The sequence below is a fragment of the Oleiphilus messinensis genome (assembly GCF_002162375.1).
Classification (GTDB): domain Bacteria; phylum Pseudomonadota; class Gammaproteobacteria; order Pseudomonadales; family Oleiphilaceae; genus Oleiphilus; species Oleiphilus messinensis.
The window spans coordinates 1,369,969-1,387,588 of record NZ_CP021425.1 but is presented as its reverse complement, the minus strand read 5'-3'; the positions used below and the strand labels follow the sequence as shown (position 1 = coordinate 1,387,588).

At 48.2% G+C, this 17,620-nt stretch carries 16 protein-coding genes; 4 read left to right on the top strand and 12 right to left on the bottom strand.

Translation table 11 applies throughout. From position 1 onward, the window contains the following. The first annotated feature begins 52 nt into the window (after window positions 1-52). The 4 genes from OLMES_RS06050 (at window position 53) to OLMES_RS06035 (ending at window position 2,898) form a co-directional block, all read left to right on the top strand. Window positions 53-319, top strand: a complete 267-nt coding sequence (locus tag OLMES_RS06050) for an FAD assembly factor SdhE (protein ID WP_087460437.1) — start codon at window positions 53-55, stop codon at window positions 317-319. 25 nt (window positions 320-344) lie between these two features. Next, a complete protein-coding gene (locus tag OLMES_RS06045; RefSeq protein WP_087460436.1) occupies window positions 345-821 on the top strand; it encodes a hypothetical protein in 477 nt (158 codons plus the stop codon). A gap of 23 nt (window positions 822-844) precedes the next feature. Beyond that, window positions 845-1,855 carry a CAF17-like 4Fe-4S cluster assembly/insertion protein YgfZ gene (gene ygfZ, locus OLMES_RS06040; RefSeq protein WP_087460435.1) on the top strand — a complete coding sequence of 337 codons (1,011 nt, stop codon included), beginning with the start codon at window positions 845-847 and terminating at the stop codon, window positions 1,853-1,855. Window positions 1,856-2,061: 206 nt separating this feature from the next. Continuing rightward, entirely contained in the window at window positions 2,062-2,898 is an 837-nt protein-coding gene (locus tag OLMES_RS06035; RefSeq protein WP_087460434.1) for an HDOD domain-containing protein, read from the top strand. An 80-nt stretch (window positions 2,899-2,978) separates the two neighbouring features. On the opposite strand, the gene ung is transcribed toward OLMES_RS06035, so the two are convergent. The 12 genes from ung to rimM form a co-directional block, all read right to left on the bottom strand. After that, the gene (ung, locus tag OLMES_RS06030; RefSeq protein WP_087460433.1) at window positions 2,979-3,671 is read right to left on the bottom strand and encodes a uracil-DNA glycosylase; all 693 of its coding nucleotides are present in this window, start codon (window positions 3,669-3,671) and stop codon (window positions 2,979-2,981) included. 126 nt (window positions 3,672-3,797) lie between these two features. Beyond that, complete coding sequence (gene lysS / locus OLMES_RS06025; protein WP_087460432.1) at window positions 3,798-5,348, bottom strand: lysine--tRNA ligase; 1,551 nt, start codon at window positions 5,346-5,348, stop codon at window positions 3,798-3,800. Between the two features lie 5 nt (window positions 5,349-5,353). Continuing rightward, window positions 5,354-6,452, bottom strand: a protein-coding gene (prfB, locus tag OLMES_RS06020; RefSeq protein ID WP_157678182.1) for a peptide chain release factor 2 whose coding sequence is annotated in 2 segments (ribosomal slippage) — window positions 5,354-6,376 and window positions 6,378-6,452 — 1,098 coding nt in all. Because the reading frame shifts where the segments join, the coding sequence is not laid out codon by codon here. A gap of 183 nt (window positions 6,453-6,635) precedes the next feature. Then, a complete protein-coding gene (locus tag OLMES_RS06015) occupies window positions 6,636-8,267 on the bottom strand; it encodes a methyl-accepting chemotaxis protein (protein ID WP_087460430.1) in 1,632 nt (543 codons plus the stop codon). Between the two features lie 97 nt (window positions 8,268-8,364). Continuing rightward, entirely contained in the window at window positions 8,365-10,107 is a 1,743-nt protein-coding gene (gene recJ / locus OLMES_RS06010; RefSeq protein ID WP_087460429.1) for a single-stranded-DNA-specific exonuclease RecJ, read from the bottom strand. 129 nt (window positions 10,108-10,236) lie between these two features. Next, on the bottom strand, window positions 10,237-11,634 hold the full coding sequence (thrC, locus tag OLMES_RS06005) for a threonine synthase (protein WP_087460428.1): 1,398 nt from the start codon (window positions 11,632-11,634) through the stop codon (window positions 10,237-10,239). A gap of 140 nt (window positions 11,635-11,774) precedes the next feature. Continuing rightward, window positions 11,775-13,082, bottom strand: a complete 1,308-nt coding sequence (locus tag OLMES_RS06000) for a homoserine dehydrogenase (protein WP_087460427.1) — start codon at window positions 13,080-13,082, stop codon at window positions 11,775-11,777. 82 nt (window positions 13,083-13,164) lie between these two features. Further along, on the bottom strand, window positions 13,165-14,442 hold the full coding sequence (gene alaC / locus OLMES_RS05995; protein WP_198343236.1) for an alanine transaminase: 1,278 nt from the start codon (window positions 14,440-14,442) through the stop codon (window positions 13,165-13,167). A 386-nt stretch (window positions 14,443-14,828) separates the two neighbouring features. Then, a complete protein-coding gene (locus OLMES_RS05990; RefSeq protein ID WP_232465273.1) occupies window positions 14,829-15,560 on the bottom strand; it encodes a thioredoxin fold domain-containing protein in 732 nt (243 codons plus the stop codon). A 262-nt stretch (window positions 15,561-15,822) separates the two neighbouring features. Next, window positions 15,823-16,179 (bottom strand): 50S ribosomal protein L19, encoded by a 357-nt coding sequence (gene rplS / locus OLMES_RS05985; protein ID WP_087460426.1) that lies wholly within the window; start codon window positions 16,177-16,179, stop codon window positions 15,823-15,825. Between the two features lie 60 nt (window positions 16,180-16,239). Next, entirely contained in the window at window positions 16,240-17,010 is a 771-nt protein-coding gene (gene trmD, locus OLMES_RS05980) for a tRNA (guanosine(37)-N1)-methyltransferase TrmD (RefSeq protein WP_087460425.1), read from the bottom strand. A gap of 18 nt (window positions 17,011-17,028) precedes the next feature. Next, on the bottom strand, window positions 17,029-17,586 hold the full coding sequence (gene rimM, locus OLMES_RS05975) for a ribosome maturation factor RimM (RefSeq protein WP_232465272.1): 558 nt from the start codon (window positions 17,584-17,586) through the stop codon (window positions 17,029-17,031). Window positions 17,587-17,620 lie beyond the last annotated feature (34 nt).

Here is a 17,620-nt window from a genome sequence, read left to right as displayed (position 1 = left end):
GTAACGCAGTATAATGCGGCACTCATTCGAATTTTGATGTGAACTACTCTATATGACTTCCGAGATCGATAAAGCCACCGATAAAAAACGCTTGTTCTGGCACAGCCGTAGAGGAATGCTTGAGCTTGATGTGCTCCTGGTTCCTTTTCTGGAAGAGGCATACGACGACCTGAGCGACGAGGATCAAGCTCGCTATCGCAAGTTACTCGACTGTGAAGACCAGGATTTGTTTAACTGGTTCATGCAGAAATCAGAGCCCACCGACCCAGACCACCAGTACATGGTGAAAATAATCCTGGACCGGGTTCAGCCGGACTAGATCTGTTACGCTGAAAATAGTAAAGGTGTCCACTAACCCGTTTCAAGCTTGTCCCGTCCGACTCCACCCATCAAGGGCGATTATTGTTTTCTGTATCGCCCTTGCACTGAGCCAACTCTATGTGATTTACCGTGCCAACTTGCCTAACCTAGGTATGGTTCTGTTGGCACTCGCCACACTTGTTATCGCGCGCTATATGATTCTCCGTTATGGTCTGCTTCTACAGCCGCGTTCTGTGGTACGCATTAAACCTGACATCGCTGCGGCATCAAAACTAGGTCTACCCGTTGAAAAGGGAGTATTCCTGAATGTGACCCTGAAGAATGAAAAAACCTTCCGGGCCCGAGCGAAACCCACATCACTTGTACACCCCTGGCTTACCATAATCGTTTTAGATATCGACAATTATCACCTTCCGCTCTTTGCAATTTTGACATACGATAACGTGCATTCAGATCATTTCAGACGCCTTAGAGTTGCACTACGCTTCTCTTCGGGCTGAAAAAAACAACCTTAGGATTGACCATGAAATTATTGAAGGATTGGCTGTCGCCCGACACGCAATACGAGTTCAGTTACCTTGACACCTTATTCGCCGTACACCCTCAATGGGACAATGTCATCCTGTCACTGGAAGGCAAAGACGCAAAACGCTTCCTTCAAGGTCAATGTACTTGTAACCTGGATGAGGTAACCAAAGAGCATTCCAATTTTGCTGCAACCTGCACACCCAAAGGCAGAATGTTCGCCCTGTTCAAGATAGCCAGGCTCACTGAAGAACACTATCTGATCAAACTGCCATCTGAACTGGCCGCAGATTTCCAGAATCGATTGAGTAAATATCTCGCCTTTTTTAAAGCTGAGATCAAGGCCAGTAGCTGGTTTGCACTCGGCTTAACGATTCCGGAGGCTTGCGCCGAAGCTACACCGGAACTCCCAACCGAGTTTGGGGCAACAATTCAAGTCGACAACAACCAGCTCATCATTCGCCACCCCACCCAAACACCGATTTGGGAACTCTGGCTAAATAGTGCGTCAGACGCTGCAGACAACGTTGTCGCCTGCCAATCGTCAGAGGCAACCTCGATTTCGGATCAACCCACGCCTGTAGCAGACTGGAATCAGCTCGAAGTTCAAAATGGTATTCCCGAAGTCGTTACCGCCACCCAGGAGGAATACATCCCACAAATGATGAATTTACAGGCGATAGACGGCATCAGCTTCAAAAAAGGCTGTTACACTGGCCAGGAAATCGTCGCACGCATGCAGTATTTGGGTAAACTCAAGAAACGCATGTATCGCTTCGAAATTTCAGCCCCTTCGACGATACCCGCGATTGGCGACGCCCTATACGATAAAGATGATAACAAGGTTGGTAACATCGTGCGGATTGCCGCCCCGGCTCCTGCTAAGCACAACAACTACGAACTGTTAGCGGTTATCCAGAACGAAAAGGCCGATCAGGACTTGTTCTCAGCAGCGGGACAAACCAATCTGTTGTCGAGAAAAACAATGCATTATGAGCCAATCAAATGAATCGAACTAAATCATTCATACGGGTAGAATCATTCCCACTGGAGAGAATCTGAGGCGTACCGGACAAGCACTTGTTCAGCATTCACAACAAGTAGGTAAATACCAATTTGATCGTGAACTTTGGCGAGGATCTGCTATACCTTTTAGTAGTGTTTCCAATTCGTCCGAGTCAATGATTGGACTACCTTTGCATACGAGAAGCCCATATGTCTGAACTAACTGAAAGAATTAAATCGGAAATCCTGACCGCAATTGAAAATGATTCGCTGGTTCTTCCGACGTTGCCAGAGGTCGCGCTAAAAGTCAGGGAAATCGCAGAACATCCCGACTCCTCCATTATGGACATTGTTGATGTCATCAGTAATGATGCCGCATTAACCGCAAGAATTATTCGCGTGTGCAACAGTCCGTTGCTCAGAGGCGCTCGAGAAATTGACAACCTCAATATGGCAGTTAGCCGCTTAGGCATGACCTACACCAGCAATCTGGCAACCGGTCTTGCAATGGAACAAATGTTCCAGGCCACTTCGGAAGTGATTGATAAAAAAATGCGGGACGTCTGGCAACAAAGCACCGAAATTGCCGGTATCAGTCACGTGCTGACTCAACATTACACGAAACTGAAAGCCGATCAGGCAACCTTGGCGGGACTGGTACATCAAATTGGTGTGCTGCCCATTCTGAAATACGTTGAGGACAACGATATCGACCTGAACACGGCTCAGCTCGATGAAATCATCAATGCAATTCACCCATCAATCGGGCAGCAGATTCTCGTGAAATGGGATTTCCCGGCAGACCTGAAAAACGTTCCGACCGAATACGTTAACTTCTCAAGATCAGTGGACAAGGTCGACTATGCAGATGTTGTCATGGTTGCCTATCTGCAAAGCCTTGCCGGTTCGGAACATCCGCATGCACAAATGGACTGGAGTACTATTACTGCGTTTAGCCGCCTCGGACTTGATCCGGAGATCGATATTAGTGAAGCAGAGGACCTGTCTGAAGACATGGAAGCCGCAATGGCACTGCTAAACGGCTAGGTTATTCAGTTTGCCAAGGGCTACTCAGGACAAAGCGCTTCTTCGGTGACCCCGGAGAAGCTCTCCAAAACACAAAACCCTCAGCCCTGTTCCGGCAATTGCCACTGAACAGGCGAAGCGTCGTTACCTACCAGATATTCGTTTGCCAATGAAAAGTGACGACAGCCAAAGAAACCTCTGTGGGCACTGAGTGGTGAGGGGTGTGGTGACTTGAGCACAAGGTGACGTCTTGGATCGATCAACTGTCCTTTTTTCTGCGCATAGCTGCCCCACAACATAAAAACCAGATGCTCACGATGTTCGTTGAGTGCAGCAATTGCCGAATCTGTAAATTGCTCCCAGCCTTTACCTTGATGTGCTCCTGCACTGCCCTGCTCAACCGAAAGCACCGCGTTTAATAGCAAAACCCCTTGCTCCGCCCAATGGGTCAAACAACCGTGATCTGGCCTAGGAATCCCCAGATCAGACTCGATTTCTTTGAAAATATTAACCAACGAGGGTGGCGGTGCAATTCCTGAGCGAACTGAAAAACACAAGCCATGGGCCTGGCCAGGCCCGTGGTAAGGATCCTGCCCCAGAATGACCACTTTAACCTGATCAAAAGGGGTATGATTAAATGCATTGAACATTTCCCGACCAGGCGGAAAAATGGTTGCCCCGGCAGCCTTTCGTTGTTGCAAAAAAGCCTTGAGCGTTTGCATATAGGGCAACTGCAGCTGGTCCCCAATCTTCGACTGCCACGATGGGTGTAACTCACCAGCTCTATTCATCATATTTCCTGCTCCTGGTATAGGTTTTCTGCCATTGGAAGCCCCCCGTCATTCAACTGGTCACCTACCACCACAGTACTCAATGATAGGGTCCAGTTAAATTCCGGGGATTCGCTTTAGACTTTCCGCTTAAGCTCGCGGCTTCATGTGAGGAAACAGAATAACGTCCTTGATAGTTGGCGAATTAGTAAACAGCATCACCAGTCGATCAATCCCAATACCTTCTCCTGCGGTAGGCGGCAACCCGTACTCCAATGCATTAATGTAATCTGCATCGTAATGCATTGCCTCGTCATCCCCGGCGTCTTTCTCTTCGACTTGCTTACGGAAGCGATTGGCCTGATCCTCAGCATCATTCAACTCCGAAAAACCATTCGCCAGTTCCCGACCACCGACAAAAAACTCAAAACGATCCGTGACAAACGCATTGGCATCGTTACGGCGGGCCAACGGAGACACCTCCCATGGATAATCAGTAATAAATGTCGGCTGAATCAGCTGATGTTCTGCCGTTTCCTCGAATATCTCGCACAGATACTTGCCGGGGCCCCAAGCCTTCTGTTTTTCCGAATCCGGAACGCCAACTTGTCTGGCATAAGCTTTCAACTGGTCGATATTCGCCTCAGGATTGTTTATTACCTCTGGATTAAAATCCGGGTTGTACTTGAGAACGGCTTCAGCCATGCTCAATCGGGTAAAGGGCTGTCCGAAATCATATACCGTTTCCGAAACGACATTCCCTTCATCATCCTCTACGGTATTCACAATCTGAGAGGTTCCCAAAACATCCAGGGCAATAGTTCGGAGCATATCTTCCGTCATATCCATGAGGTCATGATAATCAGCGTAAGCCTGATAGAATTCAATCATCGTGAATTCCGGATTGTGCCGGGTCGACAACCCTTCATTACGGAAGTTGCGGTTGATCTCGAATACCCGCTCAAAACCGCCGACCACAAGTCGTTTCAAATACAACTCCGGCGCGATTCGCAAAAACATTTCCATGTCCATTGCATTATGCTTGGTAATAAACGGCTTGGCGGTGGCACCACCGGGAATAACCTGCAACATGGGTGTCTCGACTTCCATGAAGTCCCGGTCACTCAGATATTTCCGAATTCCCTCGATGATTTTGGTACGCATCAGGAAGATATCACGGGTACGCTGATTGATAATCAGATCCACGTAACGCTGTCGGTATTTGGCCTCCTGGTCAGACAAACCATGCCATTTTTCAGGAAGCGGGCGCAGTGATTTGGTCAAAATCACCAAATCTTCAGCCGACTCAACATTGACATACAAATCACCTTTCCCGGACTTGTGCAATGCACCACGAACACCAACAATATCGCCAAGGTCGAGCAAATTCCATGCAGCAAACTCTTTTTGCAGTTTTTTCCCGACATAGAATTGAATTTGGCCACTCATATCCTGAATGCCGACAAATGGTCCGCCTCGACGTAATATTCGACCCGCCACACTCACGACCTGATTCACATCTGCCAGGGCATCCTTATCGTGCTCACCGAACTCCTTCTGTAATACTCCGGCTAAGTGCTCCCGATGAAAATCATTCGGGTGTCCATTTGCGCTACAACCTTCACGCAGCTGAGCCAGCTTGGCTCGCCGCTCTGCAACCAGCTTGTTTTCATCCTGCTGATTCTGCATATTGTCACTCATCTTGCTTACAACCCCTGCTTCAGACTCGCTTCGATAAATCTGTCCAGATCACCATCCAGTACAGCATTCGTATTCCGGTTTTCAATTCCCGTACGTAAATCTTTAATTCGGGAATCATCCAAAACGTAAGAACGGATTTGACTCCCCCAACCAATATCAGACTTACTGTCTTCCAACGCCTGGGCAGCTTCATTACGTTTCATCATTTCCATTTCATACAACTTCGCTCGAAGTTGTTGCATGGCTTTGTCTTTGTTTTGATGTTGTGAACGCTGATTTTGACAGGACACAACAATCCCGGACGGCTCATGAGTAATCCGCACAGCCGAATCGGTTGTATTAACATGCTGCCCACCTGCACCACTGGAGCGGTAGGTATCAATTCTCAGATCTGCCGGGTTGATTTCAATTTCAACATTGTCATCAATTTCGGGAGACACAAAAACTGAAGCGAACGAAGTATGACGGCGATTACCAGAATCAAAGGGGGATTTACGCACCAGTCGATGCACCCCTGTTTCGGTGCGCAACCAGCCAAATGCGTATTCTCCGGTAAACTGCACCGTCGCACTCTTAATGCCCGCTACTTCCCCTGCCGACAGTTCGATAATTTCTGTCTTGAAGCCTTTTTCTTCGCCCCAACGGAGATACATACGGAGCATCATGTTGGCCCAATCCTGAGCCTCAGTACCACCAGACCCGGACTGGATGTCGAGATAGGCGTTATTCATATCCATTTCACCCGAGAACATGCGTCGAAATTCAAGACCCTCTAGCGCGCTCTGTAGCTTCGCCAGTTCACTCTCGACTTCCTCGACGGTATCGGCATCCTCTTCTTCAACGGCGATATCCAAAAGCTCCTGAGCATCGTCAAGGCCGGAGAGCAAGCTCTCAATGGTATTGACCACATTCTCAAGCTGTGCACGTTCACGGCCTAATTCCTGGGCACGATCTGGATTCTCCCAAATGGCCGGATCCTCAAGTTCTCGTTCAACTTCGATTAAGCGTTCTTTCTTGGTATCGAAGTCAAAGGTACCCCCTAAGGGTCTCTGTACGGGCCCGGTATTCTTTTATGGCTTGGACGATTGGGTTAATTTCCAACATTTGTATCAACCTAATTTGCGATAGATGTATGTGAAGGGGCAGTCAATTATAAAAGGGCACTTATTCTATCTGATTTACGGCGCTTGAACTACCGTTTGCAGCGCGAGTTCGCCATTAGAATACATTGTTGCAAGCGCACGCCTTACGGACACAACAGGGCGAGCACAAGCCTCGCCGGTTTGCTTAGAGCTGGAATTTGTGAACTTCATTTTCCAGGTCATGGGACAATTTATTTGTCTGCTCTGTCATCTTATGCGCCGCACCGGAAAGTTCAGCAGCATGGGCTGCAGCATCGGAAATCAGCACAACTCGCTCGGCAGTATCCTCCCCTGCTGCGAGTTGCTCCTTTGCCGCCAGGGAAATCTGATGGCTCATCCCGGCTAGCTGTGACAGCGAAGTCGCGATATCATTCAACTGCTGCGTAACAGATTGTGATTTTTTAACCGCTTGCTCACTGGTGCTGACACTCTGCGTTACGGATGCACTTGCTGCTTTTGTCGCATCCTGTAATTTGGTGATCATTTGCTGGATTTCTTCCGTGCTGGATTGAGTTCTTTGCGCCAACTGTCTGACTTCATCCGCCACAACAGCAAACCCCCGCCCCTGATCACCTGCACGAGCAGCTTCAATTGCGGCATTCAAAGCCAACAAATTGGTTTGCTCTGCTATGCCCTGAATGACAACCAGTACCGTCTCAATATTACTGACTTCGTCATTCAGGGTTTGTACATTCTGACCGACCTTGCCAATCTGTTCTTCCAGCATTGTCATGGTCGAAGAAGAGGCTTCAGTCAATGAGTAGGCTGTTTTACCTTTACTATCGGCTTCCTGAATATGACTTGCAGCCATTTCCGAATTATTGGACACCTCGCGGGCAGATGCTGTGAGCTGGGCAATTGCGGAAGACACCATTTGCGTCTGTTCGCTCAAACGTTGTGTCAGTTTATCCAGGTCAACCGAACGCTTATCCGCCTCTGTAGTTTGATTTTTAAGGCTGTCAGAAACGTCTTTAATTCCCGCAACGACACCTTTCAAACCGTTTTGCATATACACCATTGCCCCGATAATACTTTCCTCCGTTTCACGTCCGCTGGTCGCCAACTTGCGCAGATCGCCACGGGACACCCGCTTGACAATCTCAAGCACATCCTGCGGCTCACCACCAAGGGCACGACTCAAGGAAACTCCGAACAGTGCGATGATCGCAGACATGACAACGGCAATCACGATTGACAGGGCCAACAGCCATTGCGCGGTGGCCCAGTAGCGCTGCTCTGCCTCTTTGTAACTCACCCCGGTTCCGACATACCAGCCCCACACCGGGGTTTTGATCACAACCGAGGTTAAATCCACCACCTCTCCCTCGCGCAACGAATCCCAGTTATAGGTCATCAGTTGATCTGTTCTACTCCCCACCAGTGTTTTAACAATCGCGCCGATGCTGTCACCACTGGCATCTTTAAAGTCATTAAAACTGGTGCCATGTAGTTGCGGGTCGAGTGGCGTCGCAACAAAATCAAGGTTCTCATCCGCGACATAGACGTATTCAGAATCGTGATATTTGTTCTCACGCAACAACTGAGTCGCAAAACGTTTAGCGTCAGTCTCTGACAATTCCCCGTTTTGCGCCAATGACTCAAATTGTTTGACAATATTCACCGTACTTTTCATTAACTGGGCGATCCGGGCAAGGTTGTCCTTTTCACTCGCTAACCACAAAGCTTGAAGCCCCAGTAAGGCAATCGAACACAGCGAAACAAAAATAATGACGACAAAACCAGCGGTCTTGGTTTTTAGAGACAGATGGGAAAACACAGCCAACCCTCCAACTGAACATTTATCACTCAATTATTATTTTCAACTATAGTTGAGCGAATGGAAATTGGCTGTTTTTTAGTCGAAGTCAGACAAATTATCTACCCGGAAGCTCACTTGCCTCGAGATAATCAACAATAAACTGTAGATTGGATTGGTTACGATACCGGTTAACGTCCAGCTTGAACGCGACCCGGACTCGGTCCGGCAACGTCTGGCCTGCCCAGGGACTATTGAATTGAATGGCATCCACGAGCGCTCCCTGCCCTGAATCCAGCACCAGTTTACAGTGCCGTTGCCCCACGACTTTGGCTTGAACAACAGCGAATACGCCATCAAATACCGGCTCAGGAAAAGCCTGCCCCCAAGGGCCCGCTGCTCGCAGTTGCTCTGCGAAATCCAATGTCAAAGCCTCAGGTGGCAGTTCACCATCGCTCAAAATCACAGCAGATAAATCGTCTTCCGATAACCACTCCCGTGTCACCCTATCAAACTGCGTGCAAAATTCGGATAACTTATCTTCCGCCACGCTCAATCCAGCCGCAGCAGCATGGCCACCAAATTTATCAATCAATCCTGGATTCAGTGTGGCAACGCGGTCGAGTGCATCACGCAGATGAAAGCCCGGAATGGAGCGGCCAGATCCTTTCCACATTACACCATCATCAGCAGGCGCAAATACCACAACAGGTCGATGGACTTTTTCGCGCACCCGTGCAGCCAATAAACCGGTAACCCCTTGATGCCAGCTATCATCATAGAGGCACAATCCCCATGGCAAATCTTCCCCAGTGCTCAGGCGTTGCTCCACCTCGGCAAATGCTTCTTTCTGCATGCTAACCTCAATGGCCTTGCGGTCTTCATTGTAGGCATTAAGCATTTCTGCCAACGTTTGTGCTCGCTCAGCGCTATCAGACAGCAAACACTCGATACCAACGGATATATCGTCCAGACGTCCCGCCGCATTCAACCTCGGACCGACAGCAAATCCGAGATCCGTTGCCACAACTCGCTGGTAATCCCGTCCGGCAACAGCAATCAATGCCAAAACACCAGGGTGAGCCTTACCGGCACGAATTCGCTTCAGTCCCTGTTCGACCAATATACGATTATTTCGGTCCAGAGGTACTACATCCGCCACCGTCCCCAATGCTACGATATCCAGCACTTCCGCCAGATTCGGCTCGGGCAGGCCTTGTGCCGCAAACCACTGACGCGCGCGCAATTCAGCTCGCAGCAGACTCATCACATAGAATATAACCCCTACACCGGCGGCGGCTTTACTGGGAAAGTCACAACCGTTCTGATTGGGATTCACAATTGCATCCGCTTCCGGCAGCGAATCTCCGGGCAAATGATGATCCGTAACAATGACCGAAATACCATGTGAATTAGCGCTCGCCACGCCTTCTATACTGGAAATGCCATTATCAACCGTGATGATCAGGTCGGGCTTATCGCTCAATGCCAGCTCTACTATTTGTGGTGACAATCCATAGCCAAATTCAAAACGATTGGGCACCAGATAGTTAACCTTTAGAGCCCCCATTGACCTTAATAAACGAATCGCCACAGCCGTACTGGTTGCACCATCGCAATCGTAATCACCGACCAAGAGTATTTTTCGTCGCGCGACTATCGCATCGGCGATTAAATTCGCAGCCTGCTGTCCATGACGCAAATTACCGGGCGGTATAAGGCCAGAAAGCGAGAGATCAACATCCGCACAGGATGTGACACCCCGAGATAGGTAAATTTGTTTTAAAGTTTCGGGTAAATCAATTGACCAATGCCCATCGGAAACAGGAGGTCGACGAACAATTCGTTTTTTTACAGTCACAACAGGCTCAATATCAGAAATGGATTTCTAATCACGTGGGAGCAGGCAGCTACCAGAGTAGCTTACAAAAAAAGGCCAATGAACAATCAATTGATATTCATTGGCCTTTTTTAAACCTCTGGGGTCAGATCAAGCGTTCATGTTTTCCTGAACAAAAGCCTGAACCGCCGCAAGATCATTTTCCAGAACAGTGTAACGCTCTTCACGATCAAACAAGTCAGCCATATGGTGTGGAAGTTCCGGTGCAACCCCTACTCCTGATTTCTCAACCGCTTCCGGGAACTTGACAGGATGTGCTGTGCCCAATGTGACCATCGGTACCTGCGCATCACGGCGACATTCTCGCGCTGACTTCACACCGATTGCTGTATGGGGGTCGAGTAACTCTTCCGTTTCCTCAAATACCTGCTTGATGGTTGCACAAGTCTGTTCATCATCGACAGTGTAACTGTCGAATAATACCCGTGCATTCTTCCACCGGTGATCATCGATACTTGCGCTACCTTGCTTGAAGGCGTCCATAACACCTTGCAACGCCTGACCATCACGACCATAAAGATCGAACAGCAAGCGCTCAAAATTACTGGATACCATGATGTCCATACTTGGAGACAAGGTATGCTCCAATGCCTCAACTTCGTAGCGATTCTGACTCATAAAGCGGTGCAAAATGTCATTGCGATTGGTCGCAATAACCAGTTGATTGATTGGCAGACCCATATTACGCGCCAGATAACCCGCAAAAATATCACCAAAGTTCCCTGTAGGAACGCTGAAGGAAATACTGCGGTGAGGACCACCCAGAGCCAGTGAAGCGGAAAAATAATACACGATCTGAGCCATAATTCGCGCCCAGTTAATGGAATTTACCGCCACCAGACTGGTTTTTCCAGACAGGAACGACTGATCATTGAAGCTGGCTTTTACCATGCTTTGACAATCATCAAAGTTTCCTTTCACGGCGATATTATGAATGTTATCGCCTGTGATCGTGGTCATCTGCTTACGTTGTACGTCTGAAACACGCTGATACGGGTGCAGTATAAAAATATCGACATTTTTGCAGCGTCGGCAACCTTCAATCGCCGCAGAACCAGTATCTCCGGAGGTCGCGCCTAAAATCACAGCGCGCTGATTCCGTTTGGTGAGTACATAATCCAGCAGGCGACCCAATAATTGCAGAGCAAAGTCCTTAAACGCCAGAGTAGGTCCATGGAACAACTCCATCACCCATTCATTCGCATCCAATTGAGTCAATGGTGCGACCGCATTATGCGCAAAGCCAGCATATGTGTCCTCAATCATCGTTCGAAATTCATCTTCAGGGATAGAACCTTCCACGAACGGGTACATGACATTAAAGGCCAGTTTCGCGTAAGACAATCCCCTCCAGGATTCAATTTCTTCCAACGTAAACCGTGGCAAAGATTCTGGGACATATAAACCGCCATCGGAGGCCAACCCCGTCAACAACACATCTTCAAACGTCAATGCTTCTGCATTGCCACGTGTACTTATGTATTTCACAACATTTACCTATCTGTAGTTTGCAATCTGTAGTATGCAATCTGTATTTTGCAATCTGTAGTATGCCTAAAGCTGCAGTTTGTCTATAGCGATAACCAGCCTAAACGTTCTGCCTGCGCAGATCGCTCATCAGCGCAATATCAGTCTTTAAACAGCTCAACCCGAATCTTGACCACATCACCTATTACGTCGTCCAGCGCCTCAATTTTGCAAATGGCTTCATTGATTTGCTTTTCGACCACAGTGTGAGTCAACATCATCATCGGAATTTTTCCTTGGTGTTCTTCTGTTTCACGCTGCATCACTGACTCAATGTTAATGCCATCCTCGCTCAGGATAGAAGCTACTTTTGCCAACACACCAGGGTGATCCTCAGCCAGAATACGCAAGTAGTAGGCAGACTGAATATCCTCGATTGGCAACACATTAATATCCGCAATGCTTTCCTGAGTAAATCCGAGGAATGGCACCGCCGCCGCTTCACCACTATTGATAATACGTGCTACATCGACAATATCGGCCAGAACCGCAGACGCTGTCGCCTCAGAACCGGCACCAGCACCATAGTACATTGTTTGACCAACCGCATCACCATCGATTAAAACCGCATTCATAACGCCATCGACTTTGGCCAATAGTTTATCCGCTGGAACCAGAGTCGGATGAACACGCAGCTCCATACCGTTATCATGAATGCGTGCGATACCCAAATGCTTAATGATGTACCCTAACTCTTGAGCATGATCAACATCGATTGTGCTGATATTACTGATTCCCTCAGTGAAAGCCCGATCAAATTGCAATGGTGCACCAAACGCGGCAGACGCCAATATCGTCAGTTTGTGCGCAGCATCAATACCTTCAACATCAAAAGTCGGATCAGCTTCGGCGTACCCCAGTTCTTGGGCTTCTTTTAATACATCATCAAATGCACGGCCTTTATCGCGCATCTCGGTCAATATAAAGTTGCCTGTGCCGTTGATGATACCGGCGAGCCACTTAATGCTGTTTCCGGCCAGACCTTCCCGAATTGCTTTAACCACCGGGATGCCACCAGCAACTGAGGCTTCAAACGCAACAACCACGCCTTTAGCCCGAGCCGCTTCAAAAATTTCGTTACCATGCACAGCAATCAGTGCTTTGTTGGCAGTCACTACATGTTTGCCATTTTCAATCGCAGTCAACACCAACTCTTTGGCAATATCATAGCCACCAATCAGCTCAACAATGATGTCAATTTCAGGATTTTTCGCAACTGCAAAAATATCTTCAGAAAAGTCAATTCCGGTCAGATCGCAGTTGTCTTTGCGTCGGCGGGACCCCACCTGCACAATCTCAATGGGACATCCTGCTCTGCCAATAATTTCCTTCGCGTTTCTACGAAACACGTTCACAGTACCGCTGCCAACGGTACCCAGTCCACAAATGCCCACTTTTACCGGTTTCAAACTCACTACCTCTATAATTTACATCAAGTTGAATCTTGCCGAACAACCGGGGCAGCACACCTCGGCCACTCAAATAATTTATCTAAGCGACACCATCCGCTTTGAACATCGCCTTGATCCCGCGTATCGCCTGCCGGGTTCGATGCTCATTCTCTATCAAGGCAAAGCGCACGTGGTCGTCACCATAGTGACCAAACCCAACACCGGGTGACACCGCCACTTTAGCCTCTTGCAGCAGCTTTTTACTAAACTCTAACGAGCCCATTTCCAGATAGGGCTCCGGTATTTTGGCCCAAACAAACATCGTCGCCTTTGGAGGGGTAATTGACCAGCCAATAGAATTTAGCCCCTGGCACAGGACATCTCTGCGTGCGAGGTACATTTTTCTAATCTCCTCAACACAGCTCTGATCCCCTTCAAGGGCGGCAATGGCAGCAACCTGAATCGGCGTAAAGGTCCCATAATCCAGGTATGACTTAATCCGTGCCAGTGCCGCGATCAGAGTTGCATTTCCACAACAGAAACCCACTCGCCAACCCGGCATATTATAACTTTTGGACAGAGAAAAAAACTCGACGGCAATCTCTTTCGCCCCTTCCACCTGTAATATGGATGGGGCTTTATAACCATCAAAAACAATATCAGCGTAGGCTATATCCTGAACAACCCAGATATTATGCTCCCGCGCTATCGCCACCACCTTCTCGAAAAACTCCAACTCGACACATTGTGTGGTCGGGTTTCCCGGAAAGTTCAACACCAGCATCTTTGGTTTTGGCCAGGAATCGACAATTGCCTTTTCCAGCTCGGCGAAAAAGTCCACATCATCAGTAAGTGGGACATGACGGATATCTGCCCCCGCGATGACAAAGCCATAGGGATGAATAGGATAAGAAGGATTAGGCACCAAAATAGCATCTCCGGGCGCTGTAGTCGCCAATGCCAAGTGGGCAAGCCCCTCTTTCGAGCCAATGGTAACTATTGCCTCTGTTTCGAAATCCAGATCCACGTCGTAACGGGTTTTATACCAATTACAGATCGCTTTCCGCAACCGAGGAATCCCTTTCGATTGCGAATAACGGTGCGTATCACCCCGTTGCGCCGTTTCGGCCAGCTTCTCAACGATATGTCGCGGTGTTGGTTGATCCGGATTACCCATACCGAAATCAATTATGTCCTCCCCTCGGGCTCGCGCAGCCTTTTTCAACTCACCAACAATGTTGAAAACGTAAGGGGGTAATCGCTCTATTCTTGAAAATTGAGAAGACACAGCATTTGGCCTATAGTCAAATTGATAATTATGCCAGAAGACAGCAACAAACTCGCTGGCGGGTAGGAAAAATAGCGGTACGGCAACCATAAGTCAATCTTGGACTCGACGGAAGCCGGGGCAAAACGCGATGAAGAGATAGCCAGCACATTAATACATGAAAACGACGTCTAACCTAACCAGGATGGAACCATGCTACACAGCGCTTTCGTACACCCCCCCCTCAAGAAAAACTGCCATATAATCGCCCTGGCACTAACATGCATCCTGATTAACGGGTGTGGAGACAGCTCGTTTTCGGGATATAGCAATTTTGATCTTCGGGAAGCTCACCATGACTGCCAAAACAGCAATTTGTCCCCTGGCGGGGCTCAACGTTGCAGCAATATTGAAAAGGAGTGCGCAAAGCGCAAAAAAGAAACAGGCTTCCGGTGCTAAACTTGAAAAACGCACCGGAAGTGAGAATGCATGGAACCTTACAAGATCCCCATACCTTTTGCCAGTGAATCAGCAGGGAGATAGCCACGCACCAGCTCGCCAGACTCCAAAATGATAGCAGGCGTGCCTGTCACGCCGACTTTCTGGCCCAACTCAAATTGCGCCTTGATCGAGTTTTCACAGGTTTTACCTGGAATGCTCTTACCGGCTTTGGCGTCAGTCAAAGCTTGCTGGGGGTCACCCGCACACCATGCAGAAACGGCCTTAGAGTATGATGGCGACTGCAAGCCTGCTCGCGGATAGGCCAGATAACGCACCTTGATACCCAACTCGTTCAAACGAGGAACATCCTGGTGCAGTTTGCGACAATACACACAATCTATATCTGTAAATACAGTGATTGTGGCTTTGGTTTTCTCCGGCGCAAACACAATCATATCCTGCTCAGGGATTGCGTTTAAAGCATCTGCACGAAGCGCTTCACGCTTTTTCTCAGTAACATTAACCAACTCATTTGCAGCAACCTGATAGACATCACCCACAACAAAATGGCTAGCATCTTGAGTAACATACAACATTTGATCGTTATTGGACTGAACCTCAAACAATCCAGGCAACACAGAATCACTAATTGCCTTTATTTCAAGACCAGGAATGGCTTTCGATAGCTTGGATGTGATTTGCTGTTGCGCAGATTCAAGATCTCCCGCCATAACAGGCGCCGCCAACATTGCACTAGCCAAGGTTATTGCCGACAATCTAATTCTCATTTAACTTCCTCTAACACAATTCATGCTGTTGCCACTGATTTTTAATATCAGGCATCTACAGTTAAATGCTAACACCACTTATTGTCAGTAGATACGAAAGCAGTCAAAAAGTTCCTTAACTTTTCGTATAGTTTCGTAGTAAAAGCGTCAAAAATCCCCGCTAAAACGAAAAAAGGCAGCACATGGCTACCTTTTCTCATTGTATCCGCCTTTAAGTCTTTCAAGCAATTTAGCCTGATCGACATAAAGTGCAAAGAAAAACTTAGTTCAGTTTTTCTTTGATACGTGCTGCTTTACCACTCAGCTCGCGCAAGTAGTACAACTTCGCCTGACGAACCGCACCACGACGCTTAACCTGAATACTGTCTACGATCGGGCTGAAAGTTTGGAAAGTACGTTCTACACCAACACCGTAAGAGATTTTACGAACAGTGAAAGAAGAATTCAAACCGCGGTTACGCTTTGCGATTACAACACCTTCAAACGCCTGAAGACGCTCACGGTTACCTTCTTTAACCTTAACCTGAACAACCACAGTATCACCTGGGCCAAATTCAGGAATCTCTTTACTCATTTGTGCAGATTCAATCTCAGTGATAATGCTGTTCTTGCTGCTCATTATTCGCTCCTCAAATACCGAAACCGGTTAACCTGTCTATCAATAATTCTCGTACTATGCTTACTCGTCCACTACGGAGTATTCCCGTATATATTCATCGAGCAAACGCTTCATCTCGCTGGTAAGTGTCAAGTGCTCTAATAAATCAGGCCTTCTACCCCAGGTTCGGCCCAAGGCTTGTTTCAACCGCCACTGCCGTATTTTCTCGTGATTCCCACCCAGCAACACATCAGGAACCTGTCGATCCTGAAATACTTCCGGGCGCGTGTAGTGAGGGCAATCCAACAAACCTGAGAAAAAAGAATCCTCTATTGCCGAATCTTCGTGCCCCAACGTGCCAGGCAGCATTCTCGCTACCGCATCAATCAGGGCCATGGCTGGAATTTCACCGCCACTCAATACAAAGTCACCAATTGACCACTCTTCATCCACTTCAGCCTCAATGAGTCGCTCATCAACACCTTCGTAGCGGCCAGCTACCAGTACCATGCTTTCCAGTTCAGCCAGGTAATTTACCCCGGCTTGATCTAACCGCTTCCCCTGAGGAGACAGATAAATCACTTTAGGTACTGATTTTGTCTTACCATCCCTTGCCAAAGCAGACTGCTTTGCAGTGACAATCGCCTTTTGCAAAGGATCGATCTTCATCAGCATTCCTGGACCACCACCATAGGGCCGGTCATCCACGGTGCGATGTCGATCTTCAGTGAACTCTCTGGGATTCCAGCAGTTCACCTGTAAACGACCTTGAGCAATGGCCCGCCCGGTAACACCATAATCGGTAACGGCACGAAGCATCTCAGGGAACAGCGTTACAACACCAATCCACACGACCTAACTCCACTCCGCTTAGAATTCCGGGTCCCAGTCTACTGTCAACAGCCCTGATTCCAAATTCACGGATTTGATGACCTGATCAGGAAGATAAGGAATCAATCGTTCTTTGTCATCCATGCTGTCGGGTGTTGGCTTCACAATCAAAACATCATTCGACCCGGTTTCAATCAGGTGATCGACTCGACCGAGCTTCACACCCTCTTCAAGCACAACGGCCAACCCTTCCAGCTGGTGCCAGTAGAACTCACCTGCATCCAGCTCGGGCAATTCCTGTTTGCGAACTGCAATTTCTGCACCCTGTAAGGCCAGAGCATCATCCCGGTTTTGGCACCCTTCAAGCAGAGCTACCACACCTTTACCATGATGCTTACCTTTTATAACCGAACAGCTGTTCTGCTGTCCGTTACTGCTCCGACCCGGAATTCCTGGCTTTTGAAGCACCCAGTGCTTGTACTTCAGGATATTCTCGATTGGATCGGTAAAGGAAAATATCTTAACCCAACCTTTAACACCATAGGCCGTGGTTATCTTTCCAACAACAGTGTATTCATTCGCATCGGATTGTTTCAAGGTGGACTCCACTTAACCCACAACAATATAAAGT